Annotated in this window: 15 protein-coding genes and 2 tRNA genes; 9 read left to right on the forward strand and 8 right to left on the reverse strand. The window is 66.7% G+C overall.

Annotated elements, in window-relative coordinates:
• Positions 1–132 precede the first annotated feature (132 nt).
• A complete protein-coding gene (locus E3O54_RS00005) occupies positions 133–1,497 on the reverse strand; it encodes a zinc-dependent metalloprotease (RefSeq protein ID WP_370247078.1) in 1,365 nt (454 codons plus the stop codon).
• Between the two features lie 130 nt (positions 1,498–1,627).
• Here E3O54_RS00005 and E3O54_RS00010 point away from each other — a divergent pair, with 130 nt between their 5' ends.
• The 3 genes from E3O54_RS00010 to E3O54_RS00020 all read left to right on the forward strand — a co-directional run bounded on the left by E3O54_RS00010 (position 1,628) and on the right by E3O54_RS00020 (position 5,984).
• Positions 1,628–2,731, forward strand: a complete 1,104-nt coding sequence (locus E3O54_RS00010; RefSeq protein ID WP_134342931.1) for a PDZ domain-containing protein — start codon at positions 1,628–1,630, stop codon at positions 2,729–2,731.
• Between the two features lie 95 nt (positions 2,732–2,826).
• Entirely contained in the window at positions 2,827–5,742 is a 2,916-nt protein-coding gene (locus E3O54_RS00015; RefSeq protein WP_174720162.1) for a UPF0182 family protein, read from the forward strand.
• Positions 5,743–5,907: 165 nt separating this feature from the next.
• A tRNA-Met gene (locus E3O54_RS00020) sits at positions 5,908–5,984 on the forward strand.
• Positions 5,985–6,165: 181 nt separating this feature from the next.
• Here E3O54_RS00020 and E3O54_RS00025 read toward each other — a convergent pair.
• Together E3O54_RS00025 and E3O54_RS16125 are read right to left on the reverse strand one after the other, a co-directional pair.
• Positions 6,166–7,635, reverse strand: a complete 1,470-nt coding sequence (locus tag E3O54_RS00025; protein ID WP_134400673.1) for a galactose oxidase-like domain-containing protein — start codon at positions 7,633–7,635, stop codon at positions 6,166–6,168.
• A 74-nt stretch (positions 7,636–7,709) separates the two neighbouring features.
• Positions 7,710–8,105, reverse strand: coding sequence for a discoidin domain-containing protein (locus E3O54_RS16125; protein WP_166785340.1), 396 nt, complete (start codon positions 8,103–8,105; stop codon positions 7,710–7,712).
• A 404-nt stretch (positions 8,106–8,509) separates the two neighbouring features.
• On the opposite strand from E3O54_RS16125, the gene E3O54_RS00035 reads away from it, so the two are divergent.
• The 4 genes from E3O54_RS00035 to E3O54_RS00050 all read left to right on the forward strand — a co-directional run bounded on the left by E3O54_RS00035 (position 8,510) and on the right by E3O54_RS00050 (position 11,592).
• Positions 8,510–8,586 (forward strand) — tRNA-Met (locus E3O54_RS00035).
• 215 nt (positions 8,587–8,801) lie between these two features.
• Entirely contained in the window at positions 8,802–9,764 is a 963-nt protein-coding gene (locus E3O54_RS00040) for a sugar ABC transporter substrate-binding protein (protein ID WP_104100246.1), read from the forward strand.
• Positions 9,761–10,801, forward strand: coding sequence for an ABC transporter permease (locus E3O54_RS16535; protein WP_134342935.1), 1,041 nt, complete (start codon positions 9,761–9,763; stop codon positions 10,799–10,801). Before E3O54_RS00040 ends, E3O54_RS16535 begins: the two co-directional genes overlap by 4 nt.
• A complete protein-coding gene (locus tag E3O54_RS00050; protein ID WP_104100244.1) occupies positions 10,798–11,592 on the forward strand; it encodes an ATP-binding cassette domain-containing protein in 795 nt (264 codons plus the stop codon). The genes E3O54_RS16535 and E3O54_RS00050 overlap by 4 nt, the downstream gene beginning before the upstream one ends.
• Positions 11,593–11,820: 228 nt before the next feature.
• On the opposite strand, the gene E3O54_RS00055 is transcribed toward E3O54_RS00050, so the two are convergent.
• Positions 11,821–12,078: a hypothetical protein gene (locus E3O54_RS00055; RefSeq protein WP_134400675.1), complete on the reverse strand. Its 258-nt coding sequence runs from the start codon at positions 12,076–12,078 to the stop codon at positions 11,821–11,823.
• A 50-nt stretch (positions 12,079–12,128) separates the two neighbouring features.
• On the opposite strand from E3O54_RS00055, the gene E3O54_RS00060 reads away from it, so the two are divergent.
• Both E3O54_RS00060 and E3O54_RS00065 read left to right on the forward strand, forming a co-directional pair.
• Entirely contained in the window at positions 12,129–12,788 is a 660-nt protein-coding gene (locus E3O54_RS00060) for an HNH endonuclease signature motif containing protein (RefSeq protein ID WP_134400676.1), read from the forward strand.
• A gap of 118 nt (positions 12,789–12,906) precedes the next feature.
• Positions 12,907–13,638, forward strand: a complete 732-nt coding sequence (locus E3O54_RS00065; protein WP_134400677.1) for a maleylpyruvate isomerase family mycothiol-dependent enzyme — start codon at positions 12,907–12,909, stop codon at positions 13,636–13,638.
• Between the two features lie 105 nt (positions 13,639–13,743).
• On the opposite strand, the gene adhE is transcribed toward E3O54_RS00065, so the two are convergent.
• From adhE to nadB, 4 genes are all read right to left on the reverse strand, one after another.
• Entirely contained in the window at positions 13,744–16,467 is a 2,724-nt protein-coding gene (gene adhE / locus E3O54_RS00070) for a bifunctional acetaldehyde-CoA/alcohol dehydrogenase (protein WP_104100240.1), read from the reverse strand.
• Positions 16,468–16,731: 264 nt separating this feature from the next.
• Positions 16,732–17,877 carry a cysteine desulfurase family protein gene (locus E3O54_RS00075; RefSeq protein WP_134371759.1) on the reverse strand — a complete coding sequence of 382 codons (1,146 nt, stop codon included), beginning with the start codon at positions 17,875–17,877 and terminating at the stop codon, positions 16,732–16,734.
• An 11-nt stretch (positions 17,878–17,888) separates the two neighbouring features.
• Positions 17,889–18,749, reverse strand: coding sequence for a carboxylating nicotinate-nucleotide diphosphorylase (gene nadC, locus E3O54_RS00080; RefSeq protein ID WP_134400678.1), 861 nt, complete (start codon positions 18,747–18,749; stop codon positions 17,889–17,891).
• Positions 18,743–20,401 (reverse strand): L-aspartate oxidase, encoded by a 1,659-nt coding sequence (nadB, locus tag E3O54_RS00085; RefSeq protein WP_134400679.1) that lies wholly within the window; start codon positions 20,399–20,401, stop codon positions 18,743–18,745. Before nadB ends, nadC begins: the two co-directional genes overlap by 7 nt.

Below are 20,401 nucleotides of genomic sequence, written 5' to 3' on the forward strand. Positions count from 1 at the left end.
TCACCCGACGCCCTCATCGCCCTCGCCATGCTCAGCCTCGGCGGCCACAAACCCGCACTCCCCGGCCGGGATTAACCCACAGAAGCAGCAGGAGAGCCAAAATCTCCGTCGAATTCGTCAGGGCCAGCCGGGCTACGCCTCGTGCGGCCGCTCGGTGTCGTCGTCGCGCAACAAGTCTTCCAGGGCCTGGTCCACCTTGTCGAGGACCGGCTCAACCCCGGCTGCCGAGCTGGTCAGGCGGGCCACGAGGGCCTGTGGGTCGTCGAGGTCCGCTGACGAGGGCAGAAGGTCCGGGTGGGCCCACAGCTCGTCGCGCTTCTCGTTGCCCACGGCATCCGTCACGGCCTGCCACAGGGCGGCGGCCTCGCGCAGGCGCCGGGGGCGCAGCTCGAGCCCGACCAGGGTGGCGAACGCCGACTCGGCGGGCCCACCGGATGCCCGGCGCCGCTTCACCGTCTCGGCGATCGCGTCCGCGCGGGGCAGCCGGCTCGTGGCCTCGAGGGTGACGACATCGACCCAGCCCTCGATCAGGGCGAGCATCGTTTCGAGCCGGGAGAGCGCGGCCAGCTGGGCCTCGCTCTTCGGCGGGATCAGCGAGCCGTCGACCATGGCGGCGCGCAGTTCTTCCGGGTTGGCCGGGTCGAAGCCGTCGGCCAGCTGCTCGAGGCGGCTTGAGTCGATGTGGATGCCGCGGGCGAAGTCGGTGATCGAGCTGATCAGGTGCAGGCGCAGCCAGCGGGAGTGGCGGAAGAGGCGCGCGTGGGCGATTTCGCGCACCGCGAGGTAGATCTGCACCTGGTCGGCGGGAACGTCGAGGCCTTCCCCGAACGCGGCCACGTTCTGGGGGAGCAAAGCGGCCTGCTGGTCGCTGAGCAAAGGGATTCCGACGTCTCCACCGGAGACGACTTCGCTGGACAGCTGACCCACGACCTGGCCGAGCTGCATGGCGAACAGGGTGCCGCCGATGCTGCGCATCACCTGGCCGGCACCGGCCATCATGCCCTTGAGCTCTTCCGGGGCCTGATCGGTGAGCACCCGGGTCAGGGAGTCGGAGATGCTGGTCGCGACGGGCTCGGCGAGCTGGGTCCAGAGCGGCATGGTCGCGGAGACCCATTCCTTACGGGTCATCAGGCGCGGAGGGGTGGTGAGCTCGGCGACCGAGATCACCTCGTCCAGCCAGAGGGAGGCGATGTGGAATGCCTGGTCGAGGGCGGCGCGTTCGGCCGAGGTCACGTCGAGCTGACTCTGGGCCGCGCGCTCCTGGCCCTGGTTGAGGGCGGCATCCCAATTGATGGATCCGTCGCCGCCGCCGCGCAAAGCACCCTGCAACTGATTCATCAGCGCGGAAATGCTCGCCGGGTCGCTGGGAAGCCCCGCCGCGCCGGCCAGCTGGCTCGGGTCGATGGACGACTTCCCACTCAGGATGTCGCGCAGCATGTCCCGAAACTCATCTTCGGGATTGTGACCCTCGTCGGGTCGGGAGTCGTCGTCGGCCACTTCAGGCACCTCTCAGTCGCGTCCTTCTACGCTAGCCGGAGATCCCCGGCGCGGACTGGGAAATGACCTACGCTGGTAAACCGGTGTCCGCCTGCCGCGAACAGCCAGCACAATCCCTGGAAGGAGACCGGTGGCCCTCTTCACCGATCACCCAGTACAGCCGCCCGACCGATCCGCGCGCGCCGTCGGGACAGGCTGGGTGGTGCTCGGGATCGCGATGGTCATCGGCCTCATCCTCGCCGTGACGCCGTCACCGTATGTGATCGAGAAGCCAGGACCGGTCTACAACACCATCGGCACGGCCGAACAGGACGGCAAGCAGGTGCCGCTCATCTCCATCTCCGGCGAACCCGTTTACCCGACCGAGGGCAGCCTCGACCTGCTGACCGTGTCGCTGCTGGGCAACCCCGACAACCGGCCGAGCTGGCTGACGGTCGCCGCCGCCTGGCTCGACCCGAACCAGGCCGTGATCCCGATCGAGTCGGCGTTCCCGCCCGACGTGAGCACGAAGCAGCGCGAGGAGCAGAGCCAGGCGCAGATGGTGAATTCGCAGCAGGATGCGATCGCCGCCGCTCTGACCAGCCTCGACTATGACTACCCGACGATCCTCTCGGTCGTCTCCCTGCCGGGCGACTCGCCCGCCGAGGGAGCCATCGAAGCCGGCGACGAGGTGGTCTCGGTGAACGGTGAAGACGTCGCCGACATCACGGCCCTGCGGGACGCGCTGACGCGAAACGGTGTCGACGACGCCGCCTCCATTGGAATCATCCGGGACGGCGCCAGCGAGACGGTGCAGGTCACCCCGGTTGAATCGGGCGACGCCGTCGTGGTGGGCATCAATGTGACGAGCGACTATGACTTCCCCTTCGACGTCACGATCGAACTCGACTCGGTCGGCGGGCCCAGCGCGGGCATGATGTTCGCCCTCGGCATCATCGACACGCTCACCTCCGGCTTTATTCAGGGCGGTGAGGATGTCGCGGGCACCGGCACGGTAAACCAGGCCGGCGAGGTGGGTCAGATCGGCGGTATCCGACAGAAGCTGATCGGTGCCGACCGAAGCGGCGCCGATTGGTTCCTCGCGCCCGCCGACAACTGCGACGAGGTCACCGGTCACGTGCCCGACGGGATGACGGTCTTTTCCGTGGACACCCTCGACGACGCGCTGGCCGCGCTGGACGCCATCCGCACCGGTTCGGACACCGACGCACTGGAGCAGTGCGCACTCGGCTAACCCCGGGCCGCTGCCCAGCGAATGTGCGGCTTTCGTTCGCGGCGGCTGTCTAGAATGGGCGATGACCGCCGATTTCGAGATCAAGAGGCCAATTCGTGACGTCACAACAAGCCCGAAGCGCTCCCGCGCCACAGCGCAGCCGTGCTCCCCTTGCCATTACGGCAGCGATTATCGCGGGGCTGGTGATCATCTTCTTCGTTTTCGCCGGGCTATATGCCGACGTTCTCTGGTTCGACCAGTTGGGCTTCCTAGCCGTGCTGACCACGCAGTGGTTCGCCGGTGCCGTGCTGTTTCTGATCGGGTTCGTAGCGATGGCGGTCCCCGTCTGGGCGAGCATCCAGATCGCTTACCGCTTGCGGCCGGTATATGCGAAGCTCAACTCGCAGCTCGACCGCTACCAGCAGGTCATCGAGCCGCTGCGCCGCCTCGCCATGTACGGCATCCCGGCTCTGCTAGGTCTGTTCGCCGGCGTCGCCGCGGCTACCCGCTGGCAGGTCGTTCTGATGTGGCTGAACCGCACGGACACCGGCCGAGTTGATCCCCAGTTCAAACTGGACATCTCGTTCTATCTGTTCGATCTCCCCTTCCTGCACTCCGTGCTCGGCTTCGCGTCGGCCGTGGTGCTCATCTCGGCCCTCGTCGCCGCGGCTACGAGCTACCTGTATGGCTCGATCAGGGTGAGCGGGCGCGAGGTCATGGTTTCCAAGGCCGCCCGCATCCAGATTGCCAGCACGGCAGCCCTCTACCTGATGCTGCAGGCCGTGAGTATCTGGCTCGACCAGTACTCCACGCTGACCAACACCAACGACATCATCACCGGCGCCGGCTACACCGACGTGAACGCCACGATTCCGGGCCGCGCCATCCTGGCCGGAATCGCCGCCGTCGTCGCTATCCTGTTCCTCCTCACCGCCTTCATCGGCCGCTGGCGCCTGCCCATTGTCGGCACCGCGCTGTTGATCGTGAGCAGTCTCCTGCTCGGCTCGCTGTACCCGTGGGTCGTGCAGCGCTTCCAGGTGGTGCCGAGCGCCAAAACGCTCGAAGAACCCTATATTCAACGCAACATCGACCTCACCCGCGACGCCTACGACCTGGCGGATGTGGAAGAGATTCCGTACAACGCGATCACGACGGCCGCGCCCGGCGCCTTGCGCGCCGACGCTGAGACGACCGCCAACATTCGTATTCTCGACCCTGCTCTGGTCAGCGACGCGTTCTCCCAGCTCGAGCAGTTCAAGCAGTATTACCAATTTCCGCAAAACCTCGACGTCGACCGGTACCCGATTGACGGCAAGTCCCAGGACACAGTGGTCACCGTGCGCGACCTCAACCTGGCCGGTTTGAACGCCGGCAACACCTGGGTCAACTCGACCGTGGTCTACACGCACGGCTACGGCGTCGTGGCGGCCTACGGCAACCAGCGCTCGGCCGCCGGCCAGCCCGTGTTCCTCGAGTCCGGCATCCCGACCACCGGGTCGCTGCCCGAATACGAACCGCGGATTTACTTCGGCGAGACGTCGCCGCCGTACTCCATCGTGGGTGCGCCCAAGGACAGCAAGCCGGTCGAACTCGACTACCCGTCGGGCACGGATGGGGCGCAGCAGACCTACACGACATTCACGGGCGACGGTGGGCCGAAGCTCGACAACGCGTTCAACAAGCTGATCTACGCGCTCAAGTTCCAGTCGGAGCAGATCTTCCTGGCCAACGCCGTGAACGAGAAATCGCAGATCCTTTACGACCGTGACCCGGTCACCCGGGTGCAGAAGGTGGCTCCGTACCTGACCCTCGACTCCGACGCTTACCCGTCGATCGTCGACGGTAAGCTCAAGTGGATCGTCGATGGCTACACCACCTCGGCCGACTACCCGTACTCCACTTCCGTGGGCCTGAGCGACGCGATCGCCGACACGGAAACGCCCCCGCAGCCATTCGCGCTCGACAACATCAACTACATGCGCAACTCGGTCAAGGCCACGGTCGACGCCTACGACGGCGAGGTCACCCTCTACGCCTGGGACGACGAGGATCCGCTGCTCAAGACCTGGCAGAAGATCTTCCCGTCGACGATCAAGCCGATGTCCGAGATGAGCGGCGATCTGATGAGCCACGTTCGCTACCCGGCGGACATGTTCAAGGTGCAGCGCCGGGTTCTGGGTAAGTACCACGTCACCGACCCGGGTTCCTTTTACTCGGTTGACGACGCCTGGACGACGCCGAACGACCCGGTGTCGCCGTCGACGAACACGACCCTACAGCCGCCCTACTACCTGACCATGCAGGTTCCAGGCCAGGAGAAGCCATCCTTCTCGCTGTACACCACGTTCATCCCGGACGCGAGCGGCGCGACGAGCCGGAACGTTCTGACCGGCTACCTCGCGGTCGACGCGGATGCCGGTTCGACCGACGGGGTGCGGGCGGAAGGCTACGGGAAGCTCCGCCTGCTCAACCTGCCGGAGGACGTGACCGTGCCTGGCCCCGGCCAGGTGCAGGCCAAGTTCAACGCGGACCCGACCGTCTCACAACAGTTGAACCTGCTGAAGCAGGGCCAGTCGAAGGTGCTCAACGGAAACCTGCTCACCGTGCCTGTGGGTGGCGGCCTGCTCTACGTGCAGCCGGTTTACGTGCAGTCCACGGGTGAGACCAGCTACCCGTTGCTGCAGAAGGTGCTCGTCGCCTTCGGAGATCAGATCGCGTTCGAGGACACGCTGGACAAGGCGCTTGACGTGCTCTTCGGAGGCGACTCCGGCGCCAGCGCCGGAGACACCGATGTGCCGCCGTCCGAGACGCCCGTGGAGGGGGAGGCCCCTGCCGAGGGCGAAACCACCCCATCGACGTCGACCGGTGACCCGGCGACGGATGCTCAACTGAAGTCGCTCCTCGCCGTGGCCAAGCTGGCCGTCACCGAGAAGCAGGCGGCCCTGACGACCGGTGACTTCACCGCCTATGGGGTAGCCGACAAGAAGCTGAGCGATGCGATCGCCGAAATGCTGGTGCTGCTCGACCAGTAGCGAGTCGTTCGCCGCTTCATCCGCTGCGCGGGTGCTGCGCCGTTTAGCCGGGGGCACGCCTCCCGCGGAACGGCGCGGCATCCGCGTTCCGCGGGCCGGGACGGCCGGTTCCGCAGCCCGTGTGGTCGGACCGCGCCGGAGGCTGTGGTAAATTTATCGTTGTAGCGCGGGGTGGAGCAGTTCGGTAGCTCGCTGGGCTCATAACCCAGAGGTCGTAGGTTCAAATCCTGCCCCCGCAACCAAGAGCGTTTCAGTCAATGCCACGGTGATTTTCATCACATACACAGAAGGGCCGGTTCAGCAGAAAGGCTGCACCGGTCTTTCTGCTTTAACTCACAGGAGCCAGTGAATGTCCGGACTTTTCAGAGAAAGTGTCGGGGAGGCCATCGCCCTGACTCCACATTCATCACGGTCGTAGTCCGACTACCCGATCCGGATCGTCTGGGCGACGCTCGGCACCCCGTTAACGTCCATGGCGAACAGGAGATAATGCCCGGGGACCACGACTCCCGGATCGGACGGAATCGTCAGGGATGCGGTATTACCGGTTACGCCGGTGGGCGTGAGTGGGATGCGACGCTGGTCAGTGTTGATCGAGTGGGTGACCGTGCTCATGCGGATGAGGGGGAACGCTGGTGTGGGCCCGGACGTCGTTACCTGGATGGTGGAACCCCGCACCGCAGCGGTAGGCGCCGTGGTGATCGATGGACGAGGGCGGGCGGTGCCGTCGGCGTTGAACAGGTAGGGCGGGGTGAATATCTGCCCGTCCGGGTGATTGGTCGTGCAGGTGCCGCAGAGGCCGCCACCGCCGACGAAGACCCGGGCATCAGGCAGCAGTAGCCCCACGCTGTGATATGTGCGCGGCGCAGTCATCGGCGCGAGCGCGGTGAACTTGCCTGTCACCGGGTTCCAAACCTCAGGCTCCATGGCGGCCGTTGCGTCCGAGAACGGCTTCGCGTACGCCTGACCGCCCAAGGCCAGAACCTGTCCGTCGGGCAGCACGACGGAGTTCAAGAAAACCCGTCGCGCCGCCATGTCGCCGGTTCGCGTCACCTTGACACCATTGTTGATGTCGATTGCATAGGCCCGCGCGGTCGCGTCACTGTCCTGGTACGCGGGCGAGCCACCGAGGGTGAGTATCTTGCCGACGTCGTACATGACCGCATTGCCGTTCATCGCGTCGCCACTGTCGGCCCGGAGACCAAGATCCTGAACAGCGCTGGCTCTGCTGGTCGTGTACATGTTCATCCGACGGCTCGGGCCGGCATTGAACACCTTCCCGTCGGCCACCGCGAACAGCCACGCGTGGTTGTCGGATCGGAACACCCCTTGCGGGTCGTTCGTCAGGATCGGTGCGACAGGCACGTTGGCCAGCCCGCGCCACCCGGCGCAAGTCGACCAGATTTCACCGTTCTTACCGCCCTGGCCGCCCGCCCAGGAACCGCCGAGAAGGAACACCTGCCCATTGCAGAGCGTGACGTTCGACTGATAGGCGCGTGGGATGTTCATGGGTGTGGCGGCTGACCACATGTTGTTCGCCGGGTCGTAGATCGTCGACGAGGCGGCGTTGCTCGCCCCTCTGATCAGGATCCTGCCGTCCGGGAGGATCGACACTCCGGGGCAGAACATGTCGTGCCCCGTATTAGCGACAGTAAGCGGGGTGACCATGCCGGTGTTCAGAGCGAGGATGGCGCCGTTCCGGGACGTGCCGGACCTCGGGGTGTAGGTGAAGCCGGAGACCTCGTTGATCGCCCGCATGTCGAGAACAATGCTGTGCGGAAACGGGATCAACGTGGGGGAGTACTGGGAGTGCCAGATCGTGGTGAGGTTGCCGTCGAGCATGTTCGCGGCGCCGCCGCTTTCGCGGGTTGTCTCTTGGTCGCTCGCCGTCACTATCCAGCCGGTCCGGGTGAGCGCCGTCGGCGCTGGCGCGGGTGGGGGCGGCGGGGTGGTGCCTGTTTCTGCGATCAGATGGAGTTCGGCGGCGCTGGTCCAGGGCCGCCGTGACCTGCCTCCGTGATCGCGGTCAGCCGGATGAAACGGGTCGCCACAGGGGTGAATCCCGTCGTCTTCTCCAACGCGTTGTCGGCCCAGGTTCCTGTTGCGACGGCGGCACCCCAGTTCGTGCCATCCGGGCTGGCATGGATCTCGAAACGGCCGATTCGTCCATTCGAACTGCTTGTGCGCGGCAGGTACTTCAGGGCTGCGACGGTGTCGGTTTTGTGCATGTCGATGGTGATCGAATGGGGCAGCGGCACCGCGGTTCCGCTCCACTCACTGTGCCAGTGGGTCGAGGCGTTGCCGTCGAGCACGTTGGCGGCTGCGCCGTTCTCACCTGTGGTTTCCTGGTCACTCGCGGTCACGGTCCACCCTGTGCGCGGCAGCGGAGTGGACGAGAAGCCGGGCAGCAGTCGGGTTGCGGCGCATGCGGAATACTCGTTGGGTACTGGGGGAAGGTGCAGGCACTGTCGATAGAACCCCAGATCCACCGTCAATGGAAGGGTGTGGGGAGAGCAATTCGACGAACGTCGACATCCCCGGCACAGCGTCGCGCGCGGCCGCCCAGGACGTCCGGAATCAGTTTCCGGACTTGTCGCCGAAGCCGTCGGCATAAACGGCGGTGTCGGACAGGACTTCTGTGAGAACGGTCACGGGTGCATCTCTCTCTATCGAAAGCGGTTTCAGGAGTACCCGGAGCGTGGCCATCACCTCTGAGGTCTGACCATGCGTTTCACAACCCGAGGCTGTGGTAAGTTTGTATTTGCAACGCGGGGTGGAGCAGTTCGGTAGCTCGCTGGGCTCATAACCCAGAGGTCGTAGGTTCAAATCCTGCCCCCGCAACCATCAGCCCCCGGAACCACACGGTTCCGGGGGCTTTTTTGTGTCAGGCACACGTGGCTGTGCGCCGAACGAATCGTCACGAAGGAGTCACTCATGCCACTGGTTCGAATCGATCTGAATCGAGCGGGCCCCCAGTCCAGTAAGTTCGATATGCATCAGGTCACCGGCGAACCCTCGCTGTTTCAGGCCGCCGCACGACAGTCGGGAACAGTTCAGATATGAAGCTCAAGATCAGCCTGCTGGCCGTTTTCGGTGTCGCGTCGCTGGCGCTGACGGGGTGCACCGCCACGGGAACGGATGCTGACGGGGGAGCGGCAGGGGAGCCGGTCACCATCGCCGTGGTCACTCACGGCACCGCGGGCGATTCCTTCTGGGACGTCGTCAAGAGCGGCGCCGAGCAGGCAGGCACCGACCTCGGAGCCACGGTCACGTATCAGGGCGACGGCGACCCGGTCAAGCAGAGCCAGCTGATCGAAGCGGCCATCGCGGCCCAGCCCGACGGGCTCATCATCTCGATGGCGAACCCCGACGGCGTGAAGAGCGCCGTCGAGAAAGCCGTTGCCGCCGGCATCCCAGTGATCACCATCAACTCGGGCCTGGAGAAATCCGTTGAATTCGGCGCCCAGACCCACGTCGGCCAGAGCGAGTTCATCGCGGGCCAGGGAGCCGGCGAACAGCTGGCCGCCGCCGACGTGACCAACGTGATCTGCATCATCCACGAGGCCGGCAACTCGGGGCTCGAAGAACGCTGCACGGGTGCCGCCGACACGGTCGGCGCGGACGTCAGCAACGTGCAGGTCGACGTCGCCAACCTCGCGGATGCCCAGAACACCATCAAGAGCAAACTCCTGGCCGACCCGTCCATCGACGCCGTCCTCACCCTGCAGACCGGGGTCGCCGTGGCCGCGAGCCAGGCCATCGACGAGGCGAAAAGCCCAGCCACGCTGGCCACGTTCGACGTGTCCGCCGACGTGACCCGGCTCATCCAGGGCGGCAAGATACTGTTCGCGGTCGACCAGCAGCCGTACTCCCAGGGCTACTTGCCCGTGACCTTCCTCACCCTGCAGAAGCGCAACGGCGACGTCGTCGGCGGCGGGCTGCCGGTCTATTCAGGCCCGGGCTTCGTGACGAAGGACAACGCGGCCCAGGTCGCGAAGTTCGCGGAGAACGGCACGAGATGACCGTCGCTGTGGGCGCGGGGATCGATGAACGGCCGACGAGGGCGCATCCGCTGCCCACCCTGCTGCGCAGGCCTGAGGTCGGCGCACTCGTGGCGACCCTGGCGATCTTCCTCTTCTTCTCGCTCTCCACGCAGGCGTTCCTGACTCCCGCGGGCATCTCCACCTGGCTCTACTCGGCCTCCCTGTTCGGCATCATGGCCGTGGCCGTCGCCCTGCTCATGATCGGCGGGGAGTTCGACCTCTCGGCGGGCGCGATGACGGGCACCACGGGGCTCATCGTCGGCGTGGTCACCACTCAGTGGGAGCTGAACATCTGGTTCGCTCTCGTGCTGGCCCTCGCGGTGGCCCTCCTGATCGGCGCCGGCAACGCCTGGGTCGTCATGAAGACCGGCCTGCCGAGCTTCATCGTGACCCTCGCGGCCTTCTTCATCCTGCAGGGCTGCAACCTGGCGTTGACGAAACTCTTCACGGGCAGCGTCGCCATTCAGGGGATGGGGGCGGTGCCCGGGTTCGACCAGGTCAAGGTCTTCTTCGGCTCCTCGTTCCCGTTCCTGGGCATGGACGTCAAGATCTCGATCGTCTGGTGGATCGCGTTCACCGCGCTGGCCACCTGGGTGCTGCTGCGCACCCGGCCCGGCAACTGGATCTTCGCCGTCGGCGGCCAGGTCACGAGCTCCCGGCAGGTCGGCGTTCCCGTGTTCAAGGTCAAGCTCGGGCTGTTCATGACCACGGCCAGTGCCGGCTGGCTCGTCGGCATGCTTCAGCTCTTCGACGTGTCGACCGTGCAGGCCACGACCGGGGTCGGTCAGGAATTCATCTACATCATCTGTGCCGTCGTGGGCGGATGCCTGCTCACCGGCGGTTACGGATCGGCGATTGGCGCGGCCCTCGGAGCCCTGATCTACGGGATGACCCTGCAGGGCATCGTGTTCGCCCAGTGGGACAACAATTGGCTCAAGGCATTTCTCGGCGGGATGCTGCTGCTCGCCGTGCTGGTAAACCTGCTCGTTCGCCGCCAGTCCGGGGTGCGCGCATGACGCCGGCCCCGATCCGTCCGGAGCCGATTCTCGAGGTGCATGATATCGGGAAGTCCTACGGTTCGGTGCGGGCGTTGGCGGGCGTGTCGGCATCCGTCGGCGCCGGGGAAGTGCTCTGCGTGCTGGGCGACAACGGCGCGGGCAAGTCAACGTTCATCAAGATCCTCTCCGGTGCCCACCAGCACTCGGAGGGCAGCCTGCGCGTCTTCGGGGTGGAGCGCCGATTCGCGCATCCGCGGGAGGCGCTCTCCCTCGGCATCGCCACCGCCTACCAGGACCTGGCCGTGGTGCCGTTGATGCCGGTGTGGCGCAACTTCTTCCTCGGTTCCGAGCTCACCCGAGGCCGAGGCCCGCTGCGGCGCCTCGATGTCACCGGCATGCGGGCCACGACCAAAAACGAGCTCGCCCGGATGGGCATCAACCTACGCGACGTGGACCAGCCGATCGGAACGCTTTCCGGCGGGGAACGGCAATCCGTCGCCATCGCACGCGCCGTGCATTTCGGGGCGAAGGTCGTCATTCTCGACGAACCCACGTCGGCCCTGGGGGTCAAGCAGGCCGGGGTGGTGCTCTCGTACATCGCCCGGGCCAGGGACCGCGGGCTCGGCGTCGTCTTTATCACGCACAATCCGCACCACGCCTATCCGGTCGGCGACCGTTTCCTGCTGCTGCAGCGCGGCACCAGTATGGGTGATTTCGCCAAGAGTGAGATCACGATCGAAGAGATGACCGCGCTGATGGCGGGAGGGGCCGAACTTGAGGCGCTGGCCCACGAACTGGAGCGTGCGTAGGGCCTGAGATGGCCGCCCCGTCGCCGCGCGGGCGGTGGAAAGGCGCTGATTCATTCGTATACATCTACTAAACTAGTTTGCGTTATTGGTGAGCCACTCTGAATTTCAGGTTCTAGTCAGGGTAAAATTATCCCGTGACCAACCTCCTGGAACAGCCCGAAGCGGATGCCGCGCACGGCCTGTCCGCGGCGGCTCGGGCGGTCGCGGGGCTGCCGCACCGCCGAAGAACTACTCGAGCGTCTGACGCTCGTCTCCGGGCCGACCGCGGGGCGACGGACGCGGTTGGGCACGCAGCTGCGCACCGGCCGCTCCCCGGGGTGGCGAACCGCTGCCGCCCACCTTCCCCGCCACGGCCATCGGCCTGGCCGCCGGGGCGATCGGCGTCGACACGGCCGACGCGATCCTCACCGCGTTGACGCCGACGCTGCGGTACACCGACCTGGACTCGGTGCAGGCAGCCGAGAGCGAGCTGGTCGCCTCGGCCACCGGCACCATTTCTGAGACCCCGGTGCCGGCGTCGGTGCCGGCGTCGGCGGATGAGATCCGGTTGCAGGGTGCGGTCTGGAGGGCCGTGCTCGCGCCCGACGGGTCCCGACCAGCGGCGCCACGACGTGCTCGCCGTGATCCTCGAGGTCGTCTCCCGGGCCGGGGAGGCCCCGACCATCGGCGGCGCCCCGGCCATGGTTCTGGTCAGTGTGCGGGAACAGGACCTGAACGCGGACTTCGGTCAGGGCCGCGGCGTCGGCTGGATCGACGGCGTCGAAACCCCGATCTCGATCAGCGCCGTCACGGACCTGATCAGCAACGGCGGTCAGCAGAAAGTCGTCATCACCGACGAGGGACGCATCATCGCCCTCGGCTCACCCGAACGGTGCTTCACCGCCGCGCAACGCCGGGCGATTCAGCTCCGCGACGGCACCTGCGTCATCCCGGGCTGCAAAATCCCGGCCGGGATGACCGAGATCCACCACGTGATCCCGCACTCCGAGGGCGGACCGACGCACACCGACAACGGCGTCTGTTTGTGCTGGTGGCATCACCGCTACCTCGCCGCCTCCGGCTGGGCAATCCGGATGGTCCCCGGCGCCGTGCAGATCATGGCACCACCCTGGCTGGAGACCGGGGCCCTCAAATGGCGGAATGAGACCAAGTCCCGCCCCCGGATGACGGACGCGGTCGAACGGGGAAACGGATAGGGGGTCCCTGGTCACGGTCTCGGTCTCGACAGGCTCGACCATCGTCGAGGGAACGTTGGGGAGGGTGGGTCGCCGGGTAGCGTGGGGACCATACGCGTTGACTCGAGAAAGGGGCCCCATGAGCGCACCCCACGATCCGTTTGAGCTTTCTGCACGCCGGTTGACGCTGGACCTCGCCCGGCGGGGCACGGAATTCTTCGGTCGCGAACTGCAGGGGCTCACAGACGATGAACTCGACGGGGACTCCCTGCTGCCGGGCTGGACCCGGCGCCAGGTCGTCGCGCACGTCGCGTCCAACACCCGTGCGATCGGACGGCTGGCACAGTGGGCCGACACCGGAGCCGAGACGGTGATGTTTGCCTCGATGGAGGCGCGGAATGCGGAGATCGTCGCGGGCAGCATCCTCAGTTCCGATGCGGTCCGTGAATCCTGGGCGGACTCGGCCGCCGACCTGGACCGACGCTGGCTGGCGCTGGCGGACGACCGCTGGGTCGTTCCGGTCAGGAACGGGCAGGGTGCCATGGTGCCGCTGCGGGACACGATCTGGATGCGCACCCGCGAACTCTGGATCCACGCCGTCGACCTCAACCACGGTGCCGGCTTCCGGGACCTGCCGGAGGAGGCATTCGACCGGCTTCTCGGCGAGATCGTCGGTGCCTGGGCCTCCCGGGGGGACGCGGGCCGCCGGCTCACCGCGACGGATTCGACGCACACAGGCTACGGCGATCCGGATGCCGCCGACCAGGTCACGGGGTCGCTCGCCGACCTGGCCACCTGGGCCGCCGGCCGTGCCCGATCGGGCGTTACTTCCGATGCGGGGGAGACCCCCGTGGCAGCGCGCTGGCTCTGAACCGACTGTGACCAGGCTCGCTCCTGCCACAGGGTGGGCCGTACACGATAACGGCCCCGCACCAACAGGTGCGGGGCCGTTCCCCAGTCAATCAGGCGGTGACGGCTACTTGCCTGCCTTGCGGGCCGACTTCTTTTCTTCGGCCGGTGCCACTGCTTCGACGGCCGCGCGAGCGGCGCGGACCTCGTTGAAAGAGGTGCCGTAGTACGCGGCCTCCATGATGGTGTGCATGTCGTCGAGCATCGGCATGCGCGGGTTGGCCGGTGCGCACTGGTCACCGTAAGCACCCATGGCCAGGCTGTCGAGGCGGCTGATGAAGTCCTCTTCCGGCACACCCTGCGCCTGGAAGGACGGCTTGATGCCGGCCAGGTCGCGCAGCTTCTCCACGGCCAGGGCGTAGGACTCGACGCCCTCCGCCGGGGTCGACGCCGGGAGGCCGAGGTGCTTCGCGATCTGCTGGAAGCGCTCCGGGGCGATGTAGCTCTCGTACTTGGGCCAGCTGGTGAGCTTGGTGGGGATGAGGCCGTTGTAACGGATCACGTGCGGCAGGTAGGTCGCGTTGACCCGGCCGTGGATCAGGTGGAGCTGCGCGCCGGTGACGTGAGCCATCGCGTGACAAATACCCAGGAACGCGTTGCCGAACGCCATCCCGGCGATCGACGAGGCGTTGTGCATCTTCTCGCGGGCCTTGATGACCTCACCGTCGGTGCTGGCGGTGGTGCCGTTGACGCTGGTCACGATGTTCTCGAAGATCAGCTTGATCGCGTGCAGGCAGAGGCCGTCGGTGAAGTCGTTCGCGTAGACGGACACGTAGGCCTCGGTGGCGTGTGTGAGAGCGTCGAAACCCGAGTCAGCAACCAGGAACGACGGCATCATGGCCGTGAGCACGGGGTCGATGATCGCGACGGTCGGCAGGAGGGCGTAGTCCGCGAGCGGGTACTTGACTCCGGTGACTTCGTCGGTGATCACGGCGAACGGGGTCATTTCCGAACCGGTGCCCGAAGTGGTGGGGATGCAGACGAGCTTGGCCAGTTCGCCGAGGTCGGGGAACTTGAACGCGCGCTTGCGCACGTCGAAGAACTTTTCCTTCATGTCGGAGAATTCGATTTCGGGGTGTTCGTACAGCAGCCACATGACCTTCGCGGCGTCCATCGGCGAGCCGCCGCCGAGAGCGATGATGGTGTCAGGCTTGAAGGCCCGCATTTCGGCGGCACCCTTTTCGACCGCTGAGACGGTCGGTTCGGGCAGCACGTTGTCGATGATCTGCAGTGCGACGCGGCCCTCGCGCCGGTTCAGGATGTCGAGGATCTTGTCGACGAAACCGAGGCGGGTCATGGTCGAGTCGGTCACGATCGTGACACGTTCGACGTTGCGCATGTCCGCCAGGTAACGGATGGCGTTCGGCTCGAAGTACGTCTTGGCGGGGACCTTGAACCACTGCAAGTTGTTGTTCCTTCTGCCGATGCGCTTGACGTTGATGAGGTTGATCGCGGAGACGTTGTTCGAGACGGAGTTGTGTCCGTACGAGCCACAGCCGAGTGTCAACGACGGGATGAACGCGTTGTAGATGTCACCGATACCACCGAGCGAGCTGGGAGCGTTGGTGATGATCCGGACCGCCTTGACGCGGGTTCCGAACTCTTCGATGATGGCCGGGTTTTCGCTGTGGATGGAGCCCGAGTGGCCGAGGCCGTCGAATTCAACCATCTGCTCGGAGAGCGAAATGCCCTCTTCAGCGTCCTTGGCATGCAGCACGGCGAGAACGGGTGCCAGCTTTTCGCGGGTCATCGGCTCGTTCGGTCCCACTCCGGCGACCTCGACCAGGATGATCGATGTGTCGGCCGGGATGGTGAATCCGGCCTGCTGGGCGATCCAGACCGGCGACTTGCCGACGACGGCGGCGTTGAGCTTGGCCTCGCCACAGTTGGTCGAGTTGGCCTGGACTCCGAAGATGTAGTCCTCGAGGAGAAGCTTCTCGGCCGGGGTGACCAGGTAGGTGTGCAGGATCTTGAACTCGGCCATGGCTTCTGCGTAGAGCGGCTCTTCGATGATGACGGCCTGCTCCGACGCGCAGATCATGCCGTAGTCGAAAGACTTGGAGAGCACGACGTCGTTGATGGCACGCTTGAGCTTGGCGCTCTTCTCGATGAAGGCGGGAACGTTGCCCGCTCCGACGCCGAGGGCGGGCTTGCCGCAGGAGTACGCGGCCCGGACCATGGCGTTGCCACCGGTGGCGAGAATGGTTGCGACGCCCGGGTGGTTCATCAGCAGGCTGGTGGCCTCGAGGGACGGCGTTTCAACCCACTGGATGCAGTTTGCCGGTGCACCGGCGAGGATGGCGGCGTCGCGCACGACGCGCGCTGCGGCCACAGAGGACTGCTGGGCGCCCGGGTGGAAACCGAAAACGATCGGGTTGCGGGTCTTCAGCGCGATGAGCGACTTGAAGATCGCGGTCGAGGTGGGGTTCGTAACGGGGGTCACACCGCAAATGACGCCGACCGGTTCAGCGATCTCAGTAATGCCGGTAATGTCGTCTCGGCTGATAACGCCGACGGTCTTAAGGTTTTGCATCGAGTTCGTAACGTGCTCGCATGCGAAAAGATTTTTAACGGCCTTGTCTTCGAATACGCCACGGCCGGTTTCGGCTACGGCGTGAACGGCAAGCTCGGCGTGTTTGCTGAGAGCAGCCACCGAGGCTTTCTTAACGATGTGGTCGATTTGTTCCTGCGTGAAGTTCGCGTAATCCAGAAGCGCGACCTGAGCGGCTTTAACCAGAGAGTCAATTTGAGTGGCAAGTGACTCGGTGACTGGTTTGTCGATTATTGTCATTGTGTCCCTTTTTGGCGGCCCACCTTGGGCTTATCGCCTCTTACTTATAACCTTAGGGCGCTGGCCAGACGGCCGCACGTCGAGGGACGTGCAGTCAGCGGTCCAGGGTCGGTCACCGTCAGCAGATTAGCTGATCGGGGGCATCTTCGCCGCGAGGAACGAAACCTTCGGAAATTGTCTGACAACTCGCAGTAAGTTCGGTTTCTGGCGCGCGCGTGCACGCGCGCGCCGCGCGCGCGAAGCCGGGCCTGAAGCCCCGGCAGGTCAGCCTCGGCCGAGACTGCGGACGGTGCCCACGGCGGCCTGAACGGATGCGGCCGCTTCAGACGCATCCGCTGCTGTGGTCGTCGATGCCAGCGTGAACCGCACGGCGGTCTGGGCGACCTCAGCCGGGATGCCCAGAGCGGTCAGCACGTGGGACGGTTCGTCACTGTCGGCCGCGCAGGCCGACCCGCTCGAGCAGACGATGCCGCGCTGTTCCAGCTCGAGCAACACCGCCTCGCCGCTCGTGCCCGGGAAGACGAACGAGGCGGTGCCCGGCAGACGCTCCGTCGGGTGGCCGGTGAGCCGGGCCGACGGTGTGCCGCTCAGAACCGTGGCGATGAAGGCATCCCGCAGCGCGGTGATGCGGGGCGCTGCCTCCGCGCGTTCCGCCTCGGCGAGGCGCAGTGCGGTCGCCAGCGCCAGCGCCCCGGGCACGTTCTCCGTTCCGCTGCGGCGCCCGCGCTCCTGACCGCCGCCGTGCAGCACCGGTTCGACCGCGATGCGGCGGCGCAGGAAAAGCACCCCGATGCCGGGAGGTGCGCCGAGTTTGTGGCCCGACAGGCTCAGGGCATCGACGCCGAGAGCCCCCACGTCGACCGAAAGCCAGCCGGCCGCCTGCACGGCGTCGGTGTGGAGCGGCACGCGGGCGCCCTGGGCGATGGCCGACAGTTCCGCGAGCCGCTGAACGGTGCCGACCTCGTTGTTGGCGTATTGCACCGAGACGAGGGTGGTATCCGGGCGGATCACGGCGCGGAGCTGTTCCGGATCCACCCGGCCGGAGGCATCCGGGTCCAGGAGCGTCACCTCGAAGCCGTGCAGGCGGCGCAGATAGTCGCAGGATTCGAGTACCGCCTCGTGCTCGATCGGCGTCGTGATGAGGTGACGGCCGCGTGGAGCGCCCAGGGCGATGCCCTTGATCGCGAGGTTGTCGGACTCGGTGCCGCCGGTCGTGAACACAACGTCGGCCGACCGACACCCGAGCACGCCCGCGACCATGGCCCGCGCCTCGGCCAGCGCGGCGGCCGCGGCCTCACCCACTCGGTGGTGGCTCGACGGGTTGCCGAACCGGCCCGCGAGCTGCTGCCAGAGCACCTCGAGAACTTCCCGTCGCACCGGGGTGGTCGCGGCGTTGTCGAGATAGATCATGGCCGGACCGGTCAGCCCTCGGTGAGGATGACGACGTCGAGGCCGAGGTCGAGGGAGCGCACGCTGTGCGTGATGGCCCCGACCGAGATGATGTCGACGCCGGTCTTGGCGATGCCGCGCACGGTCAGCAGAGAGACGCCGCCGCTGGCCTCCACGCGTGCTCGGCTGCCCGTGAGGCGTACGCCCTCGCGCAGGTCGTCGAGGCTGAAGTTGTCGAGCATGATCGTGTCGACGCCGGCGGCAAGCACAAGCTCGATTTGGTCGATCCGGTCCACCTCCACCTCGAGGTGCGTGGTGTGGGAGATGCGGTCGCGCACCTGCCGGAGCGCCTCGGTGAGGTTCAGGCCGCCCGCGGTGAGCACGGCCAGGTGGTTATCCTTGGCCATGATCGCGTCGGAGAGGCTGAACCGGTGGTTGTGGCCGCCGCCGTCGCGCACCGCGGCACGTTCCAGCACACGCAGGCCCGGGGTGGTCTTGCGGGTGTCGACGATGCGGGCGCGGGTGCCGGCCGTCTCGGCCACGTAGAGCGCTGTCAGTGTGGCGATCCCGCTCATGCGCTGCACGAAGTTCAAGCCGATGCGCTCGGCCTGCAGAATGCCGCGGGCGGACCCCGACACTTCCGCCAGGGTGTCACCGGCGTCGAAGACGGTGCCGTCGGCCACGAGTATCCGAACGACGATGCGCGCGTCGGTCAGTCGGAAGGCCGCCGCGAAGACGGCACCACCGCTGAAGACGCCGGATTCCCGGGCGACCAGCTGCGCGGTCGCGGCGGCGTCGGCGGGGATCAGCACCTGCGAGGTGAGGTCACCCCAGGGGGCGTCCTCCTCGAGCGCGGCGCGCACGACGGTGTCGATGGCGTTCATGGTCAGCATGCAATGGCCTCCTCGGCCTCAGTGGGGTGGTCCAGATTTAGGGTGCTCCGCATGCCGTCGGCTGTGTCCGGGGCTGTGCCGCGGTTCCAGGCGACGGTGCGGGTCCAGGCGACGGTGCGGGCGAGCTCGAGCCGGCCGTCGGGGTAGTCGGAGCGGTGATGTGCGCCGCGCGATTCCTCCCGGGCCAGGGCGGAAGCCACGGTGACCCGCGCCAGGTCGAGCAGGTTGGCGTCTTCATATGCCCGAACCCGCATATTAGGTGCAATGGTTTCGTCCGGGCCCGTCGGACGGGTGGCCCAGTCGGCCAGGGTGACGGATGCCTCGGCGAGCTTCTCCCCACTCCGCAGCACTCCCGCACACTCCCACATCAGCTGCTGTACCGCGTCACGGTCGACGCTGGCAGGCAACCCCCCGGTGGTCGAGCCGGTCACGACCGAGACCCCCGCCGACACCCGAACCGGCAGGGGCAGCGCGCGCACGGCCCGGTCGGCGAACACGGCCGCCTCGAGCAGAGAGTTGGAGGCCAACCGGTTGGCGCCGTGGGCGCCGGTGCGGGCCACTTCCCCCACGGCGAACAGGCCGGGCAGGCTGGTGCGGCCCCAGATATCCGTGAGCACCCCGCCCATCCAGTAGTGCGCCGCCGGGGCGACCGGGATCGATTCGACGGCCCAGTCCAGGTCGGCAGCACGGCAGGCCGCGGTGATGGTCGGGAAGCGTCGCTCGAGAAGTTCGCGGCCGAGACCGGTGGCGTCCAGTCGCACCGGTTCGCCGCCCTGCCTGGTCATTTCTCGGGCGATGCCTCTGGCCACGATGTCGCGCGGGGCGAGTTCCGCATCGGGGTGCAGGTCGAGCATGAAGCGGTGGCCCAACGCATTTCGTAGCACGGCGCCTTCCCCGCGCACCGCCTCGGAGACCAGCGGGGTACCGGGAACGGCGAGTGCGGTCGGGTGGAACTGGTAGAACTCGAGGTCGGCGACGGATGCCCCCGCGCGCCACGCGGCGGCCACGCCGTCGCCCGTCGCCAGAGCCGGGTTCGTGGTGTGCGGGAAGAGCTCGCCGGCACCGCCGGTCGCCAGGATCACCGTGTCGGCCAGGATCGTGCGGAGTGCTTCGTCGGGCCCGAGTAGGACAGCCCCGGTCACGCGACCGTCCTGCACGGTCAGATCAACCAGCATTGTGTGTTCCTGCACGCGCAGGCGGGCGCCCACGCCCCGCAGCGAGCGGGCGGCCCGTTCACGCACCGTCGCCACGAGGGCAGCCTCGATGGCTGCGCCCGTGGCGTCCCCGCCGGCGTGCAGCACCCGCGAGCGGGAGTGGGCAGCCTCCAGTCCGCGGGTCACCCCGGACTCGTCGCGGTCGAAGTCCACACCGAACCGGATCAGGTCCCGCACCCGAGCCGGTCCCTCGGAACAGAGCACGTGCACTGCGACCGGGTCGCAGAGTCCGGCCCCGGCTCGCAGGGTGTCCTGTACGTGTGACTTGACCGAGTCGTCGGGGAACATGGCCGCGGCGATCCCGCCCTGGGCCCAGCGGGTGTTGCTGTCGGGCAGGGCCGCTTTCGTGACGAGGGTGACCTGGTGGCCGGCATCCGTCGCACGCACCGCGGCGATGAGTCCGGCCAGCCCACTGCCGACGACGAGCACGCGGGTCAC

Origin of the sequence: Cryobacterium sp. TMT2-4 (assembly GCF_004402575.1) — a bacterium.
Lineage (GTDB): Bacteria > Actinomycetota > Actinomycetes > Actinomycetales > Microbacteriaceae > Cryobacterium > Cryobacterium sandaracinum.

What these genes read in the sequence shown, in the direction of transcription:
- E3O54_RS00040 (WP_104100246.1), top strand. Translation starts at nt 8,802, where the DNA reads ATGAAGCTCAAGATCAGCCTGCTGGCCGTTTTCGGTGTCGCGTCGCTG.
- E3O54_RS16535 (WP_134342935.1), top strand. Translation starts at nt 9,761, where the DNA reads ATGACCGTCGCTGTGGGCGCGGGGATCGATGAACGGCCGACGAGGGCG.
- E3O54_RS00050 (WP_104100244.1), top strand. Translation starts at nt 10,798, where the DNA reads ATGACGCCGGCCCCGATCCGTCCGGAGCCGATTCTCGAGGTGCATGAT.
- E3O54_RS00060 (WP_134400676.1), top strand. Translation starts at nt 12,129, where the DNA reads ATGAGATCCGGTTGCAGGGTGCGGTCTGGAGGGCCGTGCTCGCGCCCG.
- E3O54_RS00065 (WP_134400677.1), top strand. Translation starts at nt 12,907, where the DNA reads ATGAGCGCACCCCACGATCCGTTTGAGCTTTCTGCACGCCGGTTGACG.
- adhE (WP_104100240.1), bottom strand. Translation starts at nt 16,467, where the DNA reads ATGACAATAATCGACAAACCAGTCACCGAGTCACTTGCCACTCAAATT.
- E3O54_RS00075 (WP_134371759.1), bottom strand. Translation starts at nt 17,877, where the DNA reads ATGATCTATCTCGACAACGCCGCGACCACCCCGGTGCGACGGGAAGTT.
- nadC (WP_134400678.1), bottom strand. Translation starts at nt 18,749, where the DNA reads ATGCTGACCATGAACGCCATCGACACCGTCGTGCGCGCCGCGCTCGAG.